The organism is Fictibacillus aquaticus, from assembly GCF_002245695.1.
In the GTDB taxonomy this organism is placed as follows: Bacteria; Bacillota; Bacilli; order Bacillales; family Fictibacillaceae; genus Fictibacillus; species Fictibacillus aquaticus.
Genome location: NZ_NOII01000011.1, coordinates 361,441 through 382,826, shown reverse-complemented (window position 1 = coordinate 382,826; position 21,386 = coordinate 361,441). Strand labels below are relative to the sequence as shown.

Genomic DNA, 21,386 nt, shown 5'->3' with positions numbered 1-21,386 from the left:
CGATGGTAGTTGGGGGTTTCCCCCTGTAAGAGTAGGACGTGGCCGGGCAAAAAAGGTGGGACGATTTAACATCGTCCTATCTTTTTTTTTGTTTAAAGAAGAAAAAGAAATAATAAGGTAGAAGATAACCAAATTCGGTTATCTTCTTTTACGTATTAAAACGGAGGAGCATGTGGGTTATTCAACGTCCTGTTCCTGCGTCTGCGAGTCTAATCAGACGAGGTGGATTCCTCGTCACAAGCCAGCAAAGAAGCGTACACAAGGGCGTCGGCTCCATACCGAACACGGAAGTTAAGCTCTTCAGCGCCGATGGTAGCTTTAGGGTTTCCCCCTGTAAGAGTAGGACGTGGCTGGGCAAAAAAGGTGGGATGATATAACATCATCCTATCTTTTTTTGTTGAAAGATGAAAAAGAAATAATAAGGTAGAAGATAACCAACTGCGGTCATCTCCTTTTTTTCTTTTTGGAACAAAATGAGGGAAGAAATGAGGAAGAACAAAATAAGAAGATAACCAAAAACCGGTTATCTTCTTATTTGTATAAGGCATAGAAGCGATTTTCCTAGGATGCACTGCTGCAGAATCTTAATTAGAAACATTTGCGGGTCCAATACACAAATTTACGAGTCTAATTAAAAAAACGCGGGTCTAATTCCAGATTTACGGGTCAAAATCAAAATTTACGGGTCCTGCCCCCCAACAAGCCTCTCATCTTAGCCATTTCCGTCAAATAGAGCTGCCGTGGAACCCACTCAAATCAATTTGCAGTCAAAAAACCAAATTTACGGTTAAAAATCCATATACACGGGCAAAAATCGAGATTTACGGATAAAAACCATAATATTGCGGTTTAAACCCCAATTTCCGGCCGCACGCACGTCAAATCATCTGCAGCAAAAAGTTAATCCTCGTTGCATGCTTGATCTCATCTGACATCGGGCGGAAGAAGAGGTCTCGGATAAGAGGGTTTTGCGTCATTAAATACGTATCGCGGTATTTTTCATAGTCTGTAATCTCGTCTTCAAAAGCTTCTAGTAACCCTTGGCGGTAATTTTTTATGTTTACTGGTTTCATATCAGGCTGCACCTGCTGGCCTGTGAGGTATTGATAAGCCTGAGAAAACATTTGATAATGCTCATATTCATCCTTAGACATTTTTTCTAGTGTCTTTTTAGCATATGGATTAGGTGCGAGCTGTGACAGTTTTTTATAATATGCTGAACCGTTTGCCTCGCCAGAAATGCTCTCTTTAATAATTTCAAGAACTTGCGGAGAGACTCCATAGCCTTGAGATGATTGCTGCTGTTGATATGAAGGGTACAATAAGATCATTCCTTTCTTACGCATTTGTTCTTATCGTATGTTTCTTCGCCTATATGAGTGATAAACGAACACACTCTGGATAAATCTTTCATTTTCCATGTGCTAGAAAAAATGTTATTCTAGACGAAGTATTTTAAGAAGGCAAGCAGCAGGAGGTCATCATGTTAAGCAACGGGTTAGTGATGGTTGCCATCATCCTTTTAATCAATATTGTTTATGTTTCCTTTTTTACGATAAGAATGATTTTGACGCTGAAAAATCAGAGGTATCTGGCGGCGTTTATTTCGGTTTTTGAAGTCGTCATCTATGTTGTCGGTCTCGGGCTCGTTCTTGAGAACCTCGACCAGATACAGAATCTCATCGCGTATGCGGTTGGCTATGGCCTTGGCGTGCTTGTAGGGATGAAAATCGAGGAGAAGCTGGCGCTTGGTTATATTACGGTGAACGTGATCACGACTGAGCTGGCGTCTGATTTGCCGAACCAGATCCGGTCGAAAGGCTTTGGTGTAACGGACTGGATGGCGCACGGGCGTGAAGGTCAGCGATTAATGATGGAGATCCTCACATCAAGAAAATCAGAGAAAAGTTTATATGAAACGGTAAAAGTGCTTGATCCGAAGGCGTTTATTATCTCGCATGAGCCAAAAGCGTTTCATGGCGGGTTCTGGGTGAAGAGCATCAGGAGGTAGCAAGTATTCATGGAAAAGAAGCCTAACAAGAAGAAATTTCAGGTTGAAACAGGAGAAACAATCTCCCAATGCCTCGACCGGATGGCAGCGGAAGGCTATTTGCCAATGCGCAGGATGGAAGAGCCGGTTTTTCATGAAGTGAAGAAAAACGGCAAGATAGAGGTAGAAGTAAAAGAGCAGCGCATCACTTTTGAAGGAAAATTACTGTAAAAACCGAACGATAAAACCAATAACACATTGATTGTTCGATTTTTATTGACCTTTTCACAACAGGTTGCTACAATGAAAACAGATGAATATCGCCCTCATATAATTTCGGGGATACGGCCCGTAAGTCTCTACCTGATGTCCATTAATTCATCAGACTATGAGGGAAAGCTTTTTTTCTGTCATCTTTATAAGCATTCAGGCGAAGTATGTCCAGACAGGCGGCTTTCTCTCATTAGAGATGAATCCCCCTTGCTGGTTTTTTTTATTTTTCTGAAAATTTAAGGAGGACAGTATGCCATGCCTATACAAGTCGGAGTGATCATGGGAAGCACGTCAGATTGGGAAACGATGCAGCACGCGTGTCAGGTACTCGAAGAGCTCGGAGTGCAGTACGAAAGGAAAGTTGTCTCGGCGCACCGTACCCCAGACCTTATGTTTCAATATGCGGAAGCTGCTGAAGAGCGAGGTCTGCAGGTGATTATTGCGGGTGCTGGAGGAGCAGCGCACCTCCCCGGTATGGTTGCGGCAAAGACGACGGTGCCGGTGATCGGGGTCCCGGTTCAGTCTAAAGCATTAAACGGACTGGATTCACTCCTGTCGATCGTGCAGATGCCTGGAGGCGTTCCGGTCGCGACGGTCGCGATCGGGAAAGCGGGAGCAACGAACGCTGGCCTGCTTGCAGCACAGATCCTTGCAAACCAAGACAGCACTTTGCGTGAAAAACTCAAACAAAGACGTGCTGCTACTGAGGCGGCAGTCCTAGAAAGCAGTGATCAGCTTGTATAAGATGATTTTGCCAGGGCAGACAATCGGAATATTGGGCGGCGGACAGCTCGGACGCATGATGGCACTAAGCGCGCGTGAGATGGGCCTTAGAGTTGCCGTACTGGAGCCGGCAGCAGATTCTCCATGCGGCCAGGTGAGCGACCACGAGGTTATCACGGCTTATGACGATCAAGACGGCATTAAGGAGCTTGCTGAAAAATCGGATGTTATCACGTATGAGTTTGAAAACGTGGATGTGCAGTCGGCGGCATGGCTTGAAACCAATGCGAACCTGCCGCAGGGAAGCAGGCTGCTGCAGGTGACGCAGCACCGTTTGCGCGAGAAAGAAACGCTTATGGCTGCTGGAGTTCCGGTGGCGCCATTTAAAGCGGTGCATGATGCCGAATCACTTCGCGAAGCGGCAGCTTATACCGGACTCCCGGCAGTCTTGAAGACGTGCCGCGGCGGCTATGACGGCAAAGGACAGGTTGTTATCCTCACGAATCAAGACTTTTCAATAGCAGAAGAACTGCTAAAGTACGGCAACGATTTTGTACTCGAGGCTTGGATTCCTTTTGAAAAAGAACTGTCCGTTATCATCACTCGCAGCGTGAATGGAGAAACGACAACATTCCCGCTGGCAGAGAACATTCATGTGAACAACATCCTTCACCAGACGATCGTTCCGGCAAGGGTGACAGCTGAAACGGAGCAAAAGGCGAAGCAGCTGGCGCGGTCGGTGGCAGCAGAACTGAACCTGATCGGCACGCTTGCTGTAGAGATGTTCGCCGCAGCAGACGGAACGCTTTATGTGAACGAGCTCGCGCCAAGGCCGCATAACTCAGGTCACTACACGATCGAGGCATGCGCGACGTCGCAGTTTGATCAGCATATACGTGCGATCTGCGGCTGGCCGCTTGGCAGCACTGAACTTTTAAAGCCTGCTGTGATGATCAATGTTTTGGGAGAACATATAGAGAGCATACTGAACAACTTATCAGAATTGAAAGAAGCTAAACTTCATCTGTACGGAAAAGACGAAGCGAAAACGAAACGTAAAATGGGGCACATCACAGTATTGGGCGATTCGACGGAAAAGGTCTTAACAGAGGCGGACCGGATCATACAAGCTGTGTATCCACAGAACTTGACGGAGGTAATTCGATGATTGAACGTTATACACGCCCGGAGATGGGTGCGATTTGGACAGATGAAAACCGTTTTAAAGCGTGGCTTGAGGTTGAGATCCTTGCATGTGAGGCATGGGCTGAGCTTGGCGATATCCCGAAAGAGGACGTGAAGGTTCTTCGCGAGAACGCGTCATTCGATATGAACCGCATTTATGAAATCGAGCAGGAAACACGCCATGATGTAGTCGCGTTCACACGTGCCGTATCTGAAACACTTGGCGAAGAGCGCAAGTGGGTGCATTACGGCCTGACGTCTACAGATGTCGTGGATACTGCATTATCATACATGCTGCTTCAAGCAAACAACATTCTGGCTGCTGACCTAGATCGCTTTGTTGAGATTATCGGCGAAAAGGCGAAAGAACATAAATACACGGTCATGATGGGGCGCACGCACGGTGTACATGCTGAGCCGACAACGTTCGGTCTGAAGCTGGCGCTTTGGTATGAAGAGATGAGACGCAACGTTGAACGCTTTAAGCAGGCAGCTGAAACGGTTCGTGTCGGTAAGCTGTCTGGCGCGGTTGGAACGTACGCGAACATCGATCCGTTCGTTGAAAAATATGTGTGTGAGAACCTCGGACTAGAAGCGTCACCGATTTCGACACAGACATTGCAGCGTGACCGCCACGCGCATTATATGTCCACACTGGCACTAATCGCAACGAGCATCGAGAAGTTCGCGACAGAGATCCGCGGACTGCAGAAGAGCGAAACGCGCGAGGTTGAAGAGTTTTTCGCGAAGGGTCAGAAAGGGTCTTCTGCAATGCCGCATAAGCGTAACCCGATCGGTTCGGAAAACATGACAGGGCTGGCGCGCGTGATTCGCGGGCACATGATGACAGCTTATGAGAACGTATCGCTTTGGCACGAACGCGATATATCGCATTCTTCGGCAGAACGCATTATCCTGCCAGATGCGACGATTCTGCTGAACTACATGCTGAACCGTTTTGGCAATATCGTGAAAAACTTGACGGTATTCCCGGAAAACATGAAGCGCAACATGGCACGCACGTATGGATTGATCTACTCGCAGCGCGTACTGCTAAAGCTGATCGACAAAGGAATGGCTCGTGAAGCAGCGTACGATATCGTCCAGCCAAAAGCGATGCAGGCGTGGGAAGAAGGCGTTCAATTCCGCACATTGATTGAGGGAGAAACGCAGATTACAGAAAAATTAACACCAGCAGAGATTGAAGATTGCTTTGATTACTCGTACCACCTGTCGCAGGTTGACACGATTTTTGAAAGGCTAGGTCTTTAACATCTAAAAAGGGAGTTTTAAGCAGACTCCCTTTTTCTTTCACTTCCAATAGATTGAAGATTGCTATTATTCCGCAAACGAAGGGGCTGTGTACCGTGGAAAAGCTGGAAATGCTGTATGAAGGCAAGGCGAAGATAATTTATCGGACATCTGATGAACAGGTCGTGTGGATCAGCTACAAAGACAGCGCGACAGCGTTTAATGGCGAAAAGAAAGCCGTGATTCAAGGCAAGGGCAGGCTGAACAACGAGATATCATCGTTATTGTTCGAGATGCTCGCAGCTGAGGGAATTCCTTCTCATTTCGTCAAACGCTTGTCAGAAACCGAGCAGCTCGTGAAAAAAGTTGAGATCGTGCCGATTGAAGTCGTTGTCCGCAACATTGCAGCCGGTACACTCGCAAAGCGCCTCGGCCTGGCAGAAGGCGAGATCCTTCCGCAGACAATCGTTGAGTTTTATTACAAAAATGATGACCTGGGTGATCCGCTCATCAACGACGATCATATTGCGATCTTGAACCTTGCTAATCCAGAACAGCTGGCGGAAATGCGCAGCAGTGCGTTGAAGGTGAACGAGGTGCTCACAACCTACTTTGCATCAAAGAATGTGAAGCTTGTAGATTTTAAGCTTGAATACGGGACAGATGAGAACGGTCAGCTGCTGCTCGCCGATGAAGTTTCGCCTGACACGTGCCGCTTGTGGGATTCAGAAACGAATGAAAAGCTCGATAAAGATGTGTTCCGCCGTGATCTTGGCGATTTGACAACAGCGTACGAAAAAATTTTAGAACGTCTAGGAGGAGTATCATGTACAAAGTAAAAGTGTTTGTCACGTTAAAAGAGAGTGTTTTGGATCCGCAGGGAACAGCTGTGATGGGCTCGCTTCACAAAATGTCTCACACTCAAGTCTCAGACGTTCGCATCGGAAAATATTTGGAGCTGACGTTTGAAGAAGGCGATTACGATATTGATGAAAAAGTGAATGAAATGTGCACAAAGCTATTATCTAACCCAGTCATTGAAGACTACACGTATGAGGTGGAGGAGGTCGTCGGACAGTGAAATTCGCGGTGATTGTGTTCCCGGGTTCCAACTGTGACACCGACATGTACCACGCGGTGGCCGATGGCCTCGGGATGGAAGCAGAATATGTTTGGCATACAGAAAGTGACTTAAGCCGATTTGACGGTATCTTGCTGCCAGGAGGATTCTCCTACGGCGATTATCTCCGCACAGGCGCGATTGCGCGTTTTGCAAACGTGATGGACGAGGTCGTGAAGGCAGCAAACGAAGGCAAACCCGTACTCGGTGTCTGCAACGGATTTCAGATTTTGCTAGAAGCAGGACTTCTGCCTGGAGCGATGAGACGAAACGAATCGCTAAAATTCATCTGCCAGCCGGAACCGCTCGTTGTTGAAAACAGCGGGACGATGTTCACGAACGGCTATGAAAAAGGCGAGATCATCACGATTCCGATCGCGCATGGAGAAGGCAACTACTTTTGCGATGAAGAGACGCTTCAGCAGCTGGAGGAGAACAAACAGATCGTGTTCCGTTATAACAACAACCCGAACGGATCGGTTGCCGATATCGCAGGGATCACGAATAAAGCGGGCAACGTACTCGGCATGATGCCGCATCCGGAACGCGCCGTTGACGAACTGCTTGGCAGTGCGGACGGACTGAAGCTATTCCAATCGATTGTAAAGAGCTGGAGGGAAAGCCATGTTATCTCATCTTGAACCTACTGACATTCAGATAAAGGAACAGCGTTTGTACCGTGAAATGGGCTTAAGTGACAGTGAATTTGAATTAATCCAGAGCATTATCGGACGTCTGCCGAACTGGACAGAGACCGGCTTGTTCTCGGTTATGTGGAGCGAGCATTGCTCGTATAAAAACTCGAAGCCGGTTCTCAGAAAGTTCCCGGTTGATGGCAAGCATGTCCTGCAAGGTCCTGGCGAGGGTGCTGGGATTGTGGATATCGGCGACGGACAGGCGGTCGTTTTTAAAATCGAATCGCACAACCATCCATCAGCGATCGAGCCGTACCAGGGCGCAGCTACAGGCGTCGGCGGCATTATCCGCGATGTGTTCTCGATGGGAGCGCGTCCGATCGCACTGCTAAACTCTCTTCGATTCGGTGAGCTAGAGTCAGAGCGTGTGAAATATTTGTTCGAGCAAGTCGTGGCAGGTATCGCTGGCTACGGAAACTGTATCGGTATCCCGACAGTCGGGGGCGAAGTGCAGTTTGACGCGTCATATGAAGGCAACCCCCTCGTGAACGCAATGTGTGTCGGTCTCATCGATCATAAGGATATTAAAAAAGGCCAGGCGCACGGCATCGGGAACTCGGTCATGTACGTTGGCGCGAAAACAGGGCGCGACGGCATTCACGGCGCGACATTCGCTTCAGAAGAGCTGACAGACGCGTCTGAAGAAAAGCGTCCGGCGGTCCAAGTCGGCGATCCGTTTATGGAAAAGCTGCTGATGGAAGCGTGTTTAGAAGTCATCCAAGGCTGTGACGCACTCGTCGGGATTCAGGATATGGGTGCAGCAGGATTGACGAGTTCATCCGCTGAGATGGCGAGCAAAGCAGGAGTCGGGATCGAGATGAACCTTGACCTCGTTCCGCAGCGTGAAAAAGACATGACAGCTTACGAGATGATGCTGTCGGAGTCTCAGGAGCGTATGCTTTTAGTCGTTGAAAAAGGACGCGAGCATGAAGCAGCTGCTTATTTTGAAAAATGGGATTTGGATGCTGTTACAATCGGTTCGGTTATCGAGGAAAAAGTATTGCGTCTGCTGCATCACGGCGATGTAGTGGCAGAGCTTCCGGTCGATGCATTGGCAGAAGATGCTCCCGTTTATAACAAGCCTTCCAGTGAGCCGGCATATTACAGTGAATTCCAATCAGAAGCGCCGTTCGTTCCAGCACTTGATAGTTTTAAAGAAACGTTATTGCAGCTATTATCGCAGCCGACAATCGCTAGCAAAGAGTGGGTGTTCAGCCAATACGACTATATGGTGCGCACGAACACAGCGGTAGCGCCTGGATCGGATGCGGCAGTTGTCAGAATCCGCGGCACAGAAAAAGCGCTCGCGATGACGACAGACTGCAACTCGCGCTATCTATACCTTGATCCGGAAGTTGGCGGAAAAATCGCGGTAGCTGAAGCAGCAAGAAATCTAGTTTGTTCGGGTGCGAAGCCGCTTGCGGTAACAGACTGCCTGAACTTCGGAAACCCGGAAAAGCCGGAGATTTTCTGGCAGCTGGAAAAAGCAGCCGACGGCATGAGCGCGGCATGCAGACAGCTTGAAACGCCGGTAATCGGCGGGAACGTTTCGTTGTATAACGAAACAAACGGAGTCGCGGTCTATCCGACACCTGTTATCGGGATGGTCGGTCTGATCGAGAATCTTGAACATATTACAACACAGCAATTTAAAAATGCTGGAGATTTAATCTATCTTGCGGGTGAGAGCAAGCCGGAGTTTGGCGGAAGCGAGCTGCAGAAGATGCAGACTGGCCGTATTTCTGGCAAGGCGCCTGAACTTGATCTTGATGTTGAGTGGAAGCGTCAGGCACAGCTTTTAGAAGCGATTCAAAAGGGGCTTGTGGAATCTGCTCATGATGTGGCGGAAGGCGGAGCAGCTGTTGCGCTGGCAGAGTGCGTGATGAAAGGGAATGTCGGAGCTTCAGTCGTTTTAGAAGGTGACGAGGCAGGCGTACTTTTCGGAGAATCACAGTCACGTTTCTTGATTACGGTAAAACCAGAGCATGCTGAGCAGTTTGAAAAAGTGATGAGCGACGCGGTGCAGATCGGGTTTGTAAGACAGGAACTAGGGCTAGCGATTGATGGTCCTGAAGGCCGCGAGCTTGTGAAATGCAGTCATGAAGAATTGGAGAAAGCTTGGAGAGGAGCAATCCCATGCTTGCTGACATCAAAGGTTTAAACGAAGAATGCGGCGTTTTTGGCATATGGGGCAGCCGTGAAGCGGCACAGCTTTCGTATTACGGGCTGCACAGCATGCAGCACCGCGGCCAGGAAGGCGCCGGTATCGTCGTCACGGACGGCGAGCGGCTGAGAATGCATAAAGGACACGGTCTCGTGAACGAAGTGTTCGGCAAGGGTGAGCTGGAGGACCTGACAGGAATGGCAGGTATCGGCCATGTGCGCTACGCGACGGCAGGCGGTGCGGAATACGCCAACGTTCAGCCTCTTCTCTTCCGTTCACAGACAAGTTCATTAGCTCTCGCGCATAACGGAAACTTAGTGAATGCGAATGCGCTCAAGCATCAGCTTGAATCGCAAGGAAGCATTTTTCAGACATCGTCCGATACAGAAGTGCTCGCGCATCTGATCAAGCGGAGCGGCTATTTGTATCTGAAAGAAAAGGTAAAAAATGCACTCACGATGCTGAAGGGCGCATATTCATTCTTGATCATGACTGAAACAGAAATCATGGTGGCGCGCGATCCGAACGGCTTGCGTCCGCTGTCGCTCGGTATATTGGGCGATGCGTATGTGGTCGCGAGTGAAACGTGTGCGTTTGATGTAGTCGGCGCTCAATACTTGCGCGATGTACAGCCAGGAGAGCTGCTTGTTATCAATAAAAATGGTTTGACGTCGGAGTTCTTCTCAACTTCTGTTCAGCGTTCGATGTGCTCGATGGAATACATTTATTTTTCTCGTCCAGACAGCAATATTGAAGGAATCAACGTTCATGCGGCAAGAAAGTCGCTGGGCAAAGTGATGGCTCAGGAAGCGCCGGTTGAGGCGGATGTCGTGACAGGGGTGCCGGATTCGAGCATATCAGCTGCGATCGGGTACGCTGAAGCATCAGGCATTCCATACGAGATCGGTTTGATCAAAAACCGCTATGTCGGCCGGACGTTCATCCAGCCGTCTCAGGAGCTGCGCGAGCTTGGCGTGAAGATGAAGCTGTCACCTGTGCGCGCGATCGTGGAAGGAAAGCGTGTTGTCATGGTGGATGATTCAATCGTTCGCGGCACGACAAGCCGCCGCATCGTTGGGATGCTGCGGGCAGCAGGAGCGACAGAGGTTCACGTGCGCATTACCGCTCCGCCTATCGCTCACCCATGCTATTACGGCATCGATACCTCAGAGCGTGAGGAACTGATTGCATCCAAGCACACACCTCAGGAAATCTGCGAGATGATCGGTGCAGATTCCTTAGCCTTCATTTCGCTTGATGGCTTATTCCGCGGAATAGGGCGGCCGAATAATGAACAAAACTGTGGCCAGTGCGTCGCATGCTTCACAGGCAAGTATCCAACAGAAATCTACCCGGATACAGTGATGCCTTACGAGAAGGAAATGGTTTAAGACATTGTAGGGGGTACGGTACCATTTGAGCAGAATGGTGATATAACGGGGATGAAATCAAATGGTACCGTACCCCCGATCTTTTAGGAGGGGATTTTCGTGGCTGAAGCATATAAGCAGGCGGGGGTTAATATAGAGGCTGGCTATGAAGCGGTCGAACGGATGAAGAAGCATGCATTGAGAACGGCACGTCCTGAGGTTATGGCTGGTCTGGGCGGCTTTGGCGCGATGTTTGACCTGTCGAACATGTCTTATAAGGAACCGGTTCTTGTTTCTGGAACGGACGGTGTGGGCACGAAGCTGAAGCTTGCGTTCATGCTTGATCAGCACGACAGCATCGGCATCGACGCGGTAGCGATGTGTGTGAACGACATCGTGGCGCAGGGGGCAGAACCGCTTTACTTTTTAGACTATCTCGCTTGCGGCAAGCTTGTGCCGGAGAAGGCAGAGCAGATCGTTAAAGGTATCGCTGATGGCTGTGAGATGGCGGGCTGTGCGCTGATCGGCGGAGAGACGGCTGAGATGCCAGGTTTTTATCCAGACGGTGAATATGATATTGCTGGATTTTCGGTAGGGATTGCGGAAAAGTCTAAGCTGATGAAGCCGGAGAACGTAAAAGAAGGCGACGTTTTGATCGGTCTCCCTTCAAGCGGATTACACAGCAACGGTTTTTCGCTCGTGAGAAAAGTGCTGCTCGAGCAGGCGGGTTATAGTCTGCAAGACAAATTTGAAGAGCTTAACGGCACAGCACTTGGTGCAGAGCTTTTAACTCCGACGAAAATTTATGTGAAGCCGCTGTTGGAAGTATTCCAGTCGTTTGATGTTCACGGTGCTGCTCACATCACTGGCGGCGGTTTTATCGAAAATATTCCGCGCATGCTTCCTGCAGGGCTTTGTGCAGAAGTGGACTACGGATCGTGGCCGATACCGGCTATTTTTGAATTGGTTGAAAAAGCAGGAAACATCGGAAGACGCGAGATGTTCACGACGTTCAACATGGGAATCGGCATGGTGCTCGCTGTTGATGCAGATGATATGATTTCAGTTATCAAAACACTTGAACGTGCTGGTGAGACGCCGTACTTGATCGGACGTGTGAAAACAGGCAAGGGTGTTATCTTTGGCGGCGGTGAACTGTAATGAACATAGCGGTATTCGCATCAGGAAGCGGGTCTAATTTTCAGGCGCTGCTCGATGCTGAGGCATCAGGCAAGCTTTCTGCTGCTATTAAACTTTTAGTATGTGACAAGCCAAATGCTTTCGCGGTAGAGCGCGCAAATAAGGCTGGAATTCCTGTATACTCGTTTAATGCGAAGGATTTTTCGTCAAAAGAAGAATACGAGCGCGAGATTTTAGTTGAGCTGCAAAAGCACAGCATCGATTTCATCGCACTCGCTGGTTATATGAGACTTGTCGGAACGGTGCTTTTAGATGCGTTTGAAGGCCGGATGGTTAACATTCACCCGTCACTGCTGCCTCATTTCCCGGGTAAAGATGCTGTCGGACAGGCGCTTGCCGCAGGCGTGCAGGAGACGGGCGTGACTTTGCATTACGTGGACAGCGGCATGGACACAGGTCCGATTATCGAGCAGGCTGTAGTGGCCGTATTGCCAGGCGATACGGCCGATACGCTTCAAGCGCGCATTCAGAAAACAGAGCACGAATTATATCCGAGAGTGCTGCAAAATATCATTCACAAACAAATGGCAGGAGGCATAACAAAATGAGCATTACACGTGCATTAATTTCCGTATCAGACAAAGAAGGTTTATTGCCGTTTGCAAAAGCGCTGGCAGAACAAGGTGTAGAGATCATTTCAACAGGCGGGACGAGCAAAGCGCTTCAGGAAGCGGGCATACCTGTTACCGGTATTTCTGAAGTGACCGGATTTCCAGAAATTATGGACGGACGCGTTAAAACATTGCACCCGATGATACACGGCGGTCTCCTTGCGGTTAGAGACAACGAAAGCCACCGCAATCAGATGGAAGAGAACGGCATTAAGCCGATCGACCTTGTTGTCGTGAACCTTTATCCGTTCAAGCAGACGATTGCGAAAGAGAACGTTGCCTTTAGTGATGCGATTGAGAACATCGATATCGGCGGGCCGAGCATGCTTCGTTCGGCAGCCAAGAACCACGCGTACGTTACCGTGGTGGTCGATCCTAAAGACTACGGTCTCGTGCTGGAGGAGCTTCAGCAGCATCAAGCGGTGAGCGAGGAAACACGCCGCCGTCTCGCGGCAAAAACGTTCCGCCATACTGCAGCTTATGACGCACTGATCGCCGAGTATTTAACACAGCAGGTGGAAGAAGAGCATCCAGAAACTTACACGGTCACATTCGAGAAAAAGCAGGATCTGCGTTACGGCGAAAACCCTCATCAAAAGGCTGCCTTTTACAGCAAGCCGCTTGGCGCCGTTCTGTCAGTAGCGAGCGCGCAGCAGCTTCACGGCAAAGAGCTTTCATACAACAACATTAACGACGCAGATGCGGCTCTTGCCATCGTAAAAGAATTCACCGATCCAGCTGTCGTTGCGGTCAAGCACATGAACCCTTGTGGAGTTGGTACAGGGCGCAATGTATTTGAAGCGTTCAGCCGTGCATATGAAGCAGATCCGGTGTCCATCTTTGGCGGTATTATCGCATCGAACGTTGAAATCGACAAAGAAACAGCTGAGAAAATGAGCTCGATTTTCCTTGAAATCGTTATCGCACCTTCTTTTTCAGAGGAAGCACTAGCCGTTTTAACGCAAAAGAAAAACATCCGCCTGCTGATTGTTCCGTTTGAAAAGAGTGGAGTGATTGGCAAAAAGATCACGACGATCGCTGGCGGAATGCTCGTGCAGGACGAAGATGCATTCGGCCTGGAAGAAGCGAATGTAACGGTTCCGACGAAACGAGAGCCTACAGAAAAAGAGTGGGCTGACCTTAAGCTTGCTTGGAAAGTTGTGAAACACGTGAAGTCGAACGCGATCGTACTGGCGCGCGACGAAATGACAGTCGGGGTTGGAGCGGGTCAGATGAACCGTGTCGGTGCAGCGAAAATTGCGATCGAGCAGGCAGGAGAGCTCGCACAAGGCTCGGCGCTCGGATCAGATGCCTTTTTCCCGATGGATGACACCGTGGAAGCAGCAGCAAAAGCCGGCGTGACAGCGATCATCCAGCCAGGCGGTTCAGTTCGCGACGAAGACTCGATCAAAAAAGCGGACGAGTACGGCATCGCGATGGTGTTCACCGGGGTACGGCACTTTAAACATTAATCTTAATTATTGAATGTTACGCAATGATCGAGGAGGGATATGAATGAAGGTTTTAGTGATTGGAAGAGGCGGCAGGGAGCACGCGCTCGTCTGGAAGTTTGCAAGCAGTCCGTCAGTGACGAAGGTTTTTGCAGCACCGGGCAATCCTGGAATGGCAAGTCTGGCGGATTGTGTGGACATTTCTGAAACGGACATTCAGTCGCTCATCAAATTTGTGAAGAGCCGTGAGATCGACCTCACGTTTGTCGGTCCTGAAGTGCCGCTTTTGCAAGGAATAGCAGATGCCTTTGAAGTGGAAGGATTAAGGATATTTGCGCCTTCTAAAGCTGCGGCTGAAATTGAAGGCAGCAAATCGTTCGCGAAAAAGCTGATGAAATCCTACAGTATCCCTACTGCAGATTATGAGACGTTCACTGAATATAAAGCCGCTTGGAAATATGTGCAGGACAAAGGCGCGCCAATCGTCCTGAAGGCGGATGGACTGGCGGCAGGAAAAGGCGTTGTTGTAGCGATGACGCTTGAAGAGGCAGAAGCCGGACTGCGCGACATGCTGCTGAACGGCAAGTTTAACGCGGCAGGCAGCAAGGTTGTTGTTGAGCAGTTCCTCGAGGGTGAAGAATTCTCGCTCATGGCTTTTGTTCACGGCGAAAATGTATACCCAATGGAAATCGCGCAGGATCATAAACGTGCGTTCGACGGAGATAAAGGACCGAATACGGGCGGGATGGGTGCCTATTCGCCTGTTCCGCAGATTCCAGCTGAAGCGGTGAGTACAGCGATCGAAACGGTACTAAAACCTGCCGCAAAAGCGATGGTCGCTGAAGGCCGTCCGTTTACGGGTATCCTGTATGCCGGGCTGATTCTGACTGAAGAAGGACCTAAAGTGATTGAGTTCAACGCACGCTTTGGCGATCCAGAAACACAGGTTATTTTGCCGCGTTTGCAGAACGACTTGGCAGACCTCTTGATTAGCATTCTGGACGGAAAAGAAGTCAGTCTTGAATGGTCTGAGAAAGCAGCGGTCGGTGTTGTGCTCGCTTCAGGAGGTTATCCTGAAGATTATGAAAAAGGAGTTCGGATTGGCGGACTTGATACGATAAAAGATACTGCGCTCGTTTTTCATGCCGGAACGAAAAAAACCGCCGGTGAGCTTGTCACAGACGGCGGCCGCATTCTGCTTGTGGGCGCACTTGGCTCTACAATTCAGGAGGCGCAGCAAAGTGTATATAAAGAGGTGCAGAAAATCACGTGCGCTCAATCTTTTTACCGCGAAGACATCGGCAATAAAGCTACTTTGCGCGCCGTTTCCCAATCATAATAAACAGAACGGCAACGATGCTTCCGATAATGAGGGCATATAGAAAAAGTGAATCCGCAACATATTCCCAATTCATCGTCATACCTCCTAAAGTGGCTGATCCTCGTGATCAGCCTTTTGTTTGTTGATTAAAATTGTTCATTTGAGAGCAAAAAATCTCTGTCCACGAGCCAATTTGGGTCCCGATTGCTATCAATTGAAAAAAAATTGGACTAGTTAAGGGCATTTTTAGCCATCTGAGGGCTGTGATTTGTCCCTCTCACATCAATGTTGAGAGACTTTACAGCAATTCACCGATTTTTTAATGCATTTCATCAAATTATTAAGTCATTTCAGCGAGTCTTTAAAGCATTTCAGCTGAACTTTAAACCAATTAGCTCTTTTTAACTAAACTGACCTTGGCTGTCGCCAAGCAGCAGCCAACCTTACTTAGGTTTGCCGCCAGCACTTATTTTGTAGCACGCGGCTTTTTAAACAAGCTCTGCAGCCACCCAGTTGGATTGGCGTGTCCGGTCACTGTGCTTGTTTTTGGCGATGATGTTTCGGTGTTCTCCGGCTGAAACAGGCTGCGCATCGGGCTCCAACGCTTTAGCATCAGCATCACAGCAAGGATGACGAAGCCAAACACAGCATAAACAGCGTAAGGCAAACTAGGGTAAACGAGCAGCTGTCCGCCGATCGTGTTTCCGCCCGCTTCGCCAATTCCGTTAAAAACACTCGCCATTCCGAAAAAGATGCCAAGCAGACGGGCTGCGGCAAGCTGTGATATGACCGTATCGAGCGTTGGCATGATCATCATCTCGCCAAATACAAACAGCATGCCGATCAGGATGAAATACGGAAACGCGCTCGCATAATACAGTGCACCTAGCGCGATTCCGATCACTCCCGCACCGAGTCCCATCGCGGTCATCGGATGAACTTTCGTGATAAAGCGCGAGGTCACGAACGTTTGTGCAAGAATGACGGTGAGGCTGTTGACCGTCCATACGATCGAGATGCTTTTCGGGTCATGAAGCACCTTTTCTGCGCGAAGCGGGAGTGCGAGAGCGAACTGTGCATACAGCGCCCAAAGGAGGACGGTGGCGGCTGCGAACACGAGAAAAGGTTTGTTGCGGAATACCTCGCGATAATCCTTTACGGTGATGTCTGGACAAGGATCGCCTCCGCATCCAGAAGGCAGGAGAATCCAGCTGATGATGCCTGTTGCGGCAAAAATGACGGCGGCGGTTATAAAAATCAGCGCTGATTTTCCCGTTAGGAAGAAAAAGACGATCAGCCCGGCCAGCGCCATGCCGATATTGGCGGCGATTCCTCTCATTGAGAATGCACGTGACTGATTTTCTTTTGCCACGATAGAAGAAATGAACGCTTTTGTGGAGGGAGCGTTTAAGCCGAGTCCAAGGCCGCTGACAGCAGCGGTCATGAGGATCAGTTCATATTGCTTGAAAAAGACGAATCCAAGCAGTCCTGCCGCCCTTACAACCGCGCCTAATCCGATGATGAACCTGCGTCCTAAACGGTCTGCCAGGAAACCGCCTGAAACGCTGCCCGCCTGCATGAAAACGGAGGTCACTCCCAGCGTGAATCCGATCTGGCCGACAGATAGCCCCGTCTCATTTTTCAAATAAATCGGCATAATCGGCAGAATCAAGTACGATCCGATATGGACCGCAAAAACGATGAACAGCAATACATAGAGAGACCGGTTGTTTCCTTTTATTAAAGCTTGCATGAAGAAGCGTCCTTTCCAGAAGGCTGGAACGTCCTTAAGACGGATTGATAAATGAGCCTTCCTTCGTCATATCATCCATGTTCATATCGCTCATTTCTTTTGCCGTGTGAAAAAGCTCGGTCACAGGGCAGAAGCGGACGATGCCTTCTGCGACCTTCATTGCGCCCATCAGAATCATGAAAATATACGATTCTTTGTAGGGCCTTCTTGAAAACTTGGCGGCAAATACAGCGACCATCGTCAAGCCGGCTGCAATTCGGATCATTGCGTTAATCAAACCAATATTTTGACGCATTTATGAAACCCCTTTCATTCGTTGTATTTTTTCGCTTATTCTGTGCTATCCTTATTAAAAGAATTCTTAGAAAAAGACAGGTGAGCAGAGTGGGAACCCATTTAACACTTTGGAACAAAATTGAGATGAGAAGACATACGGCCGTAGTTCGGAATGAGCTTGCGCCGACGAAGGTTTTGCAAAACGCGACGTACTTGAATTCTGCGCTTAAGCAGTGGAGCACAGGCAACATCTGGCTGTATGAAGACCGCATCGTGTATGTAGGGAGCCGGATGCCAGAAAACACAGATGGCGTTGAGATCACAGATGTTGAGGGCAAGTTTGTGGTTCCAGGATATATCGAGCCGCACTGCCATCCATTTCAGCTATATAATCCCCAGACGCTTTCGCAATATGCACTTCAGCGCGGAACGGCAACGTTTCTTTGTGATAACTTTGCGCTGCTTTTTGAATTGAGCGTTACGAAAGCGCTTACTTTAATGGAAAACATGAACGAATTGCCAGCCACTTTCTTCTGGTGGTGCCGTTACGATGCCCAGACAGAACTGCTGGAAGAAGAGAAGTATTTTTCTGTAACTAGCATCAAAAAGCTTCTCGACAGCCCATGGGTACTGCAGGGCGGGGAGCTGACAAGCTGGCCGCGCGTCCTGCAAGGAGACGATACGATACTGCAGTGGATGAAGGATACGAAAAGAGCAGGAAAACGGATCGAAGGCCACTTGCCTGGAGCATCGGAAAAAACGCTGCAGCAAATGGTGCTGCTCGGTGTGGACTGTGATCATGAAGCAATGACAGGTGCTGAGGCGATCGACCGTTTGAACGCAGGCCTTACATTATCATTGCGCTATTCTTCCATCCGTCCCGACCTTCCGAAGCTTCTTCGCGAACTGAAGGAAGAAGGCGTCACGAATTTTGACCGCATCTTTATGACGACGGATGGTTCGACACCTGGTTTTTATAAGGATGGAGTGACGGATGAGATGCTCCGGATCGCGCTGGATGCTGGCATCGAGCCTCTTGACGCCTACCAGATGGCGTCATACAATGTGGCGCGCTACTATCAGCTTGATCACTTGTTCGGTATGGTCGCTCCTGGCCGTATCGCACATCTGAACATTTTATCCGATAAAAATAACCCTCTGCCGGAAGCGGTTCTGGCAAAGGGAGAATGGGTCAAGAAGGACGGTTCTGCCGTAAAAACAGAGCGTGATCAAGAGTTTGACTGGGAAGGACACGGAATTCAGAAGCGTGATTTTGACTGGGAGCTGACGATGGAGGACTTCCGCTTTTCAGGGCTTGTCGGGATTGAAATGTACAACTCTGTCATCACGAGGCCATACAACGTATCGATCGATACAACGGTCGATATCATTCATGAAGACAGCGACGAATGCTTCCTGATGCTCGTGGACCGGAATGGGAAATGGCATATTAACACCGTGGTAAAAGGCTTTGCGAAGAACCTTGCCGGTTTCGCGAGTACGTATTCAAACACGGGCGATATCCTGTTAATCGGAAAAAACAAGGTCGAGATGAAGCGGGCGTTTGACCGGGCGAAGGAAATTGGCGGAGGCATCGTGCTGACTGAAGATGGTGCGGTAGTTGCCGAAATTAAACTTCCTCTTGCAGGAGGGATGTCGAATTCTGCCGTCGAAGAATTAATTGTGGAAGAAAAGACATTGACCGAAGAGCTTCGTGCGCGCGGGTATGTGTACGAGGATCCGATCTACAGCCTCCTCTTTTTCTCTTCTACACATTTGCCTTATATCCGGATCACACAGCGCGGAATTTACGATGTAAAGAATAAAGGGTTACTATTTCCCTCTATTATGCGTTAATATATAAAAGGATCAGGCAATACAATGAATTAAAAAGGTTGTGACTTCATGAGAAAGTGGCTGCTGCTTTTAGTATGCCTGGTCATCAGCGCCTCATTGGCAGGCTGCAAGGATGCGAAAGAAGAAATGGCTAAAGACGGCAAGGTGGATCAAGCTAAGGCGTCTGAAAAAGTGAATAAAGAAAAAACATACAAATATGCGTTTCCGCTGACGGGTAAAAAGACGAACGATGAGATCAGCCGCCGGCCGGTAGCTGTTATGGTCAACAACCATAGCAAAGCACGCCCGCAGTCAGGGCTGCACAAGGCGGACATAGTCTACGAGGTACTGGCAGAAGGGGAGATTACCCGTTTCCTGGCGATTTTCCAAAGCCAGGTGCCTGAGCAGATCGGTCCTGTGCGCAGTGCCCGTGATTATTACATCGAGCTGAGCAAAGGCTATGACTCACTCTTTGTAGCACACGGCTGGAGTCCTGAAGCGAAGGAAATCCTCGAGAGCGGGGCTGTCGATAACTTGAACGGTATGAAGTACGACGGGAAGCTTTTCAAGCGGGCGGATTTCCGCAAGGCGCCTCACAACTCGTATATTACCTATGAAAATATCGAGAAGGGCGCTGACATGCTTGGCTATTCAATGGAAGGCGAAGTAGAACCGCTGCCGTTTTTATCAAAGCAGGAAGTGAAAAGCTTAAGCGGCGAAAAGGCGGAATCCATCACGATACGCTACAATAGCAGCGAGTCGTCGGCCTTTGAATATGATGAAGTGAAAAAGCGTTATATCCGTTCTGCTAACGGCGAGCCGTCCATTGACCTTGAAACCGAAACACCGATCTCGGTCGCAAACGTGCTCATCATCGAAACGGAACACAGGACGATGGACAATAAAGGGCGCCGTGACGTCGACCTGACATCAGGCGGAAAAGCACTGCTGTTCCAAAATGGGATGATGCAGGAAATCTCGTGGAAAAATGAGAATGGCAGAATCGTACCTGATGGCGGAAAATTCGTTCCAGGAAAAACGTGGATCAATATCGTGCCGATGGGAATGGACAAAAGCGTGAGTATTGAATAAAGGAGTGCTATACATGCAAATTGATAAATTAAGAGGCAAGGCGCTGGATCAGCTTTTCGAATCTGTGCTGACGCTTAAAGATAAAGAAGAATGCTATCGTTTCTTCGATGACCTTTGCACAATGAACGAGATCCAGTCGCTCGCACAGCGTCTGGAAGTGGCTCGTATGCTTGGCGAAGGGAAGACATATCATAAGATCGAAACCGAAACTGGCGCTAGCACAGCGACTATTTCGCGTGTAAAACGCTGCCTGAATTTCGGAAACGATGCTTATCAAATGGTACTAGAGCGAGTACACGGAAAAGATTCTGCAAAAGAAAGCCTGTAACGAATCGCGTTGCAGGTTTTTTTCTTTTTAAGTCGAATGTAAAAAATAGGTGCTACAAAACACGCATATCGGGGTGAATGAGAAATGAGAGAGAAATACCTCGAGGACTGCCTTTATTTTAATGTGAACAGGATGTCCAGAGCGATAACGCGGGTGGCAGAAAAGTGCTTTCACGATACAGGACTTTCCCCCACGCTTGCGTTCATGCTCATGGCTGTCAACAGCAAGCCCGGAATATCCCAGACTGAGCTTGGGGCGGAGCTTCACATCGCCCCTTCGACCATCACAAGGTTCGTAGATAAACTTGTGAAGGAACAGCTGATCGAGCGCAAAGCCATTCGAACGAAAGCGCTCATCTATCCAACAGATAAAGGACTGGCCCTCCAGCAGGCACTAGATGAATCTTGGGAAGGCCTTCAAAAAGCCTGCTCCGAATTTCTCGGAGAAAAAAACAGCAAAGACCTCACCGTCAAGCTGTTCGAAGCGGGAAACATACTGGAAGAGGAAAAATGAAAAAACACCCTTGTGCTGGGGTGTTTTTTTTGTGTCGTCGATTGCGCGGGATCTGGTTTGGTTCGTGAGGAATCCCGGGGTGGTTCCAGGACGTGATGTAAGGATGGCTGCAGCTTGGCGCCAGCCAAGGTCATATTAGTTAAAAAGGGCTAATTGGTTTAAAGACTTGCTGAAAAGCTTTAATAAATCACTGAAATGGTTTAAAAATTTGCTGAAATGCTTTAATAAATCACT

The 21,386-nt window shown here is 48.9% G+C and carries 23 protein-coding genes and 1 riboswitch; of the genes, 18 read left to right on the top strand and 5 right to left on the bottom strand.

Annotated elements, in window-relative coordinates; translation table 11 throughout:
- Positions 1 to 209 precede the first annotated feature (209 nt).
- Together CGZ90_RS17525 and CGZ90_RS17520 are read right to left on the bottom strand one after the other, a co-directional pair.
- Positions 210 to 548 (bottom strand): hypothetical protein, encoded by a 339-nt coding sequence (locus CGZ90_RS17525; protein ID WP_094253817.1) that lies wholly within the window; start codon positions 546 to 548, stop codon positions 210 to 212.
- Between the two features lie 330 nt (positions 549 to 878).
- On the bottom strand, positions 879 to 1,346 hold the full coding sequence (locus CGZ90_RS17520; RefSeq protein WP_094253816.1) for a ferritin family protein: 468 nt from the start codon (positions 1,344 to 1,346) through the stop codon (positions 879 to 881).
- A gap of 137 nt (positions 1,347 to 1,483) precedes the next feature.
- On the opposite strand from CGZ90_RS17520, the gene CGZ90_RS17515 reads away from it, so the two are divergent.
- The 14 genes from CGZ90_RS17515 to purD all read left to right on the top strand — a co-directional run bounded on the left by CGZ90_RS17515 (position 1,484) and on the right by purD (position 15,372).
- Entirely contained in the window at positions 1,484 to 2,011 is a 528-nt protein-coding gene (locus CGZ90_RS17515) for a DUF2179 domain-containing protein (RefSeq protein ID WP_094253815.1), read from the top strand.
- Positions 2,012 to 2,020: 9 nt separating this feature from the next.
- Entirely contained in the window at positions 2,021 to 2,221 is a 201-nt protein-coding gene (locus CGZ90_RS17510; protein WP_094253814.1) for an NETI motif-containing protein, read from the top strand.
- A 75-nt stretch (positions 2,222 to 2,296) separates the two neighbouring features.
- Positions 2,297 to 2,399, top strand: a riboswitch (purine riboswitch).
- Positions 2,400 to 2,518: 119 nt separating this feature from the next.
- A complete protein-coding gene (gene purE / locus CGZ90_RS17505; protein ID WP_094253813.1) occupies positions 2,519 to 3,007 on the top strand; it encodes a 5-(carboxyamino)imidazole ribonucleotide mutase in 489 nt (162 codons plus the stop codon).
- 1 nt (position 3,008) lies between these two features.
- Positions 3,009 to 4,154 (top strand): 5-(carboxyamino)imidazole ribonucleotide synthase, encoded by a 1,146-nt coding sequence (purK, locus tag CGZ90_RS17500; RefSeq protein ID WP_094253836.1) that lies wholly within the window; start codon positions 3,009 to 3,011, stop codon positions 4,152 to 4,154.
- Positions 4,151 to 5,443: an adenylosuccinate lyase gene (gene purB, locus CGZ90_RS17495; RefSeq protein WP_094253812.1), complete on the top strand. Its 1,293-nt coding sequence runs from the start codon at positions 4,151 to 4,153 to the stop codon at positions 5,441 to 5,443. Before purK ends, purB begins: the two co-directional genes overlap by 4 nt.
- A gap of 95 nt (positions 5,444 to 5,538) precedes the next feature.
- Positions 5,539 to 6,261 carry a phosphoribosylaminoimidazolesuccinocarboxamide synthase gene (purC, locus tag CGZ90_RS17490; protein ID WP_094253811.1) on the top strand — a complete coding sequence of 241 codons (723 nt, stop codon included), beginning with the start codon at positions 5,539 to 5,541 and terminating at the stop codon, positions 6,259 to 6,261.
- On the top strand, positions 6,249 to 6,503 hold the full coding sequence (purS, locus tag CGZ90_RS17485) for a phosphoribosylformylglycinamidine synthase subunit PurS (RefSeq protein WP_094253810.1): 255 nt from the start codon (positions 6,249 to 6,251) through the stop codon (positions 6,501 to 6,503). Before purC ends, purS begins: the two co-directional genes overlap by 13 nt.
- The gene (purQ, locus tag CGZ90_RS17480) at positions 6,500 to 7,183 is read left to right on the top strand and encodes a phosphoribosylformylglycinamidine synthase subunit PurQ (protein WP_094253809.1); all 684 of its coding nucleotides are present in this window, start codon (positions 6,500 to 6,502) and stop codon (positions 7,181 to 7,183) included. The genes purS and purQ overlap by 4 nt, the downstream gene beginning before the upstream one ends.
- Positions 7,167 to 9,398: a phosphoribosylformylglycinamidine synthase subunit PurL gene (purL, locus tag CGZ90_RS17475; protein ID WP_094253808.1), complete on the top strand. Its 2,232-nt coding sequence runs from the start codon at positions 7,167 to 7,169 to the stop codon at positions 9,396 to 9,398. The genes purQ and purL overlap by 17 nt, the downstream gene beginning before the upstream one ends.
- Positions 9,374 to 10,792 carry an amidophosphoribosyltransferase gene (gene purF / locus CGZ90_RS17470; RefSeq protein ID WP_094253807.1) on the top strand — a complete coding sequence of 473 codons (1,419 nt, stop codon included), beginning with the start codon at positions 9,374 to 9,376 and terminating at the stop codon, positions 10,790 to 10,792. Before purL ends, purF begins: the two co-directional genes overlap by 25 nt.
- A gap of 99 nt (positions 10,793 to 10,891) precedes the next feature.
- Entirely contained in the window at positions 10,892 to 11,932 is a 1,041-nt protein-coding gene (gene purM / locus CGZ90_RS17465; protein ID WP_094253806.1) for a phosphoribosylformylglycinamidine cyclo-ligase, read from the top strand.
- On the top strand, positions 11,932 to 12,519 hold the full coding sequence (gene purN / locus CGZ90_RS17460) for a phosphoribosylglycinamide formyltransferase (protein ID WP_094253805.1): 588 nt from the start codon (positions 11,932 to 11,934) through the stop codon (positions 12,517 to 12,519). The genes purM and purN overlap by 1 nt, the downstream gene beginning before the upstream one ends.
- On the top strand, positions 12,516 to 14,054 hold the full coding sequence (gene purH / locus CGZ90_RS17455; protein WP_094253804.1) for a bifunctional phosphoribosylaminoimidazolecarboxamide formyltransferase/IMP cyclohydrolase: 1,539 nt from the start codon (positions 12,516 to 12,518) through the stop codon (positions 14,052 to 14,054). Before purN ends, purH begins: the two co-directional genes overlap by 4 nt.
- A 43-nt stretch (positions 14,055 to 14,097) precedes the next feature.
- On the top strand, positions 14,098 to 15,372 hold the full coding sequence (gene purD, locus CGZ90_RS17450; protein WP_094253803.1) for a phosphoribosylamine--glycine ligase: 1,275 nt from the start codon (positions 14,098 to 14,100) through the stop codon (positions 15,370 to 15,372).
- Here purD and CGZ90_RS21280 read toward each other — a convergent pair.
- The 3 genes from CGZ90_RS21280 to CGZ90_RS17440 form a co-directional block, all read right to left on the bottom strand.
- Positions 15,344 to 15,448, bottom strand: coding sequence for an EYxxD motif small membrane protein (locus tag CGZ90_RS21280; protein ID WP_338032256.1), 105 nt, complete (start codon positions 15,446 to 15,448; stop codon positions 15,344 to 15,346). The two genes, purD and CGZ90_RS21280, sit on opposite strands and share 29 nt — an antisense overlap.
- 372 nt (positions 15,449 to 15,820) lie before the next feature.
- Entirely contained in the window at positions 15,821 to 17,107 is a 1,287-nt protein-coding gene (locus CGZ90_RS17445) for an MFS transporter (RefSeq protein WP_094253802.1), read from the bottom strand.
- 34 nt (positions 17,108 to 17,141) lie between these two features.
- On the bottom strand, positions 17,142 to 17,402 hold the full coding sequence (locus CGZ90_RS17440; protein WP_094253801.1) for a YgaP family membrane protein: 261 nt from the start codon (positions 17,400 to 17,402) through the stop codon (positions 17,142 to 17,144).
- 125 nt (positions 17,403 to 17,527) lie between these two features.
- Between CGZ90_RS17440 and CGZ90_RS17435 the strand changes: the two genes are divergently transcribed.
- The 4 genes from CGZ90_RS17435 (at position 17,528) to CGZ90_RS17420 (ending at position 21,152) form a co-directional block, all read left to right on the top strand.
- Positions 17,528 to 19,240, top strand: coding sequence for an adenine deaminase C-terminal domain-containing protein (locus CGZ90_RS17435; protein ID WP_094253835.1), 1,713 nt, complete (start codon positions 17,528 to 17,530; stop codon positions 19,238 to 19,240).
- Between the two features lie 48 nt (positions 19,241 to 19,288).
- A complete protein-coding gene (locus tag CGZ90_RS17430) occupies positions 19,289 to 20,311 on the top strand; it encodes a DUF3048 domain-containing protein (RefSeq protein WP_094253800.1) in 1,023 nt (340 codons plus the stop codon).
- Between the two features lie 13 nt (positions 20,312 to 20,324).
- The gene (locus tag CGZ90_RS17425; protein ID WP_094253799.1) at positions 20,325 to 20,639 is read left to right on the top strand and encodes a YerC/YecD family TrpR-related protein; all 315 of its coding nucleotides are present in this window, start codon (positions 20,325 to 20,327) and stop codon (positions 20,637 to 20,639) included.
- An 84-nt stretch (positions 20,640 to 20,723) separates the two neighbouring features.
- Positions 20,724 to 21,152, top strand: a complete 429-nt coding sequence (locus tag CGZ90_RS17420) for a MarR family winged helix-turn-helix transcriptional regulator (protein WP_094253798.1) — start codon at positions 20,724 to 20,726, stop codon at positions 21,150 to 21,152.
- The last annotated feature ends 234 nt before the right edge of the window (positions 21,153 to 21,386 follow it).

Excerpts from the sequence above, each read along its gene's own strand:
- purE (WP_094253813.1), top strand. The coding sequence starts at position 2,519 with ATGCCTATACAAGTCGGAGTGATCATGGGAAGCACGTCAGATTGGGAA.
- purL (WP_094253808.1), top strand. The coding sequence starts at position 7,167 with ATGTTATCTCATCTTGAACCTACTGACATTCAGATAAAGGAACAGCGT.
- CGZ90_RS17420 (WP_094253798.1), top strand. The coding sequence starts at position 20,724 with ATGAGAGAGAAATACCTCGAGGACTGCCTTTATTTTAATGTGAACAGG.
- CGZ90_RS17425 (WP_094253799.1), top strand. The coding sequence starts at position 20,325 with ATGCAAATTGATAAATTAAGAGGCAAGGCGCTGGATCAGCTTTTCGAA.
- CGZ90_RS17520 (WP_094253816.1), bottom strand. The coding sequence starts at position 1,346 with ATGCGTAAGAAAGGAATGATCTTATTGTACCCTTCATATCAACAGCAG.
- purS (WP_094253810.1), top strand. The coding sequence starts at position 6,249 with ATGTACAAAGTAAAAGTGTTTGTCACGTTAAAAGAGAGTGTTTTGGAT.
- CGZ90_RS17510 (WP_094253814.1), top strand. The coding sequence starts at position 2,021 with ATGGAAAAGAAGCCTAACAAGAAGAAATTTCAGGTTGAAACAGGAGAA.
- purD (WP_094253803.1), top strand. The coding sequence starts at position 14,098 with ATGAAGGTTTTAGTGATTGGAAGAGGCGGCAGGGAGCACGCGCTCGTC.
- CGZ90_RS17430 (WP_094253800.1), top strand. The coding sequence starts at position 19,289 with ATGAGAAAGTGGCTGCTGCTTTTAGTATGCCTGGTCATCAGCGCCTCA.
- CGZ90_RS17525 (WP_094253817.1), bottom strand. The coding sequence starts at position 548 with ATGCCTTATACAAATAAGAAGATAACCGGTTTTTGGTTATCTTCTTAT.
- purH (WP_094253804.1), top strand. The coding sequence starts at position 12,516 with ATGAGCATTACACGTGCATTAATTTCCGTATCAGACAAAGAAGGTTTA.
- CGZ90_RS21280 (WP_338032256.1), bottom strand. The coding sequence starts at position 15,448 with ATGAATTGGGAATATGTTGCGGATTCACTTTTTCTATATGCCCTCATT.
- purK (WP_094253836.1), top strand. The coding sequence starts at position 3,009 with ATGATTTTGCCAGGGCAGACAATCGGAATATTGGGCGGCGGACAGCTC.
- CGZ90_RS17445 (WP_094253802.1), bottom strand. The coding sequence starts at position 17,107 with ATGCAAGCTTTAATAAAAGGAAACAACCGGTCTCTCTATGTATTGCTG.
- purF (WP_094253807.1), top strand. The coding sequence starts at position 9,374 with ATGCTTGCTGACATCAAAGGTTTAAACGAAGAATGCGGCGTTTTTGGC.
- purN (WP_094253805.1), top strand. The coding sequence starts at position 11,932 with ATGAACATAGCGGTATTCGCATCAGGAAGCGGGTCTAATTTTCAGGCG.
- CGZ90_RS17515 (WP_094253815.1), top strand. The coding sequence starts at position 1,484 with ATGTTAAGCAACGGGTTAGTGATGGTTGCCATCATCCTTTTAATCAAT.
- purB (WP_094253812.1), top strand. The coding sequence starts at position 4,151 with ATGATTGAACGTTATACACGCCCGGAGATGGGTGCGATTTGGACAGAT.
- CGZ90_RS17435 (WP_094253835.1), top strand. The coding sequence starts at position 17,528 with ATGAGAAGACATACGGCCGTAGTTCGGAATGAGCTTGCGCCGACGAAG.
- CGZ90_RS17440 (WP_094253801.1), bottom strand. The coding sequence starts at position 17,402 with ATGCGTCAAAATATTGGTTTGATTAACGCAATGATCCGAATTGCAGCC.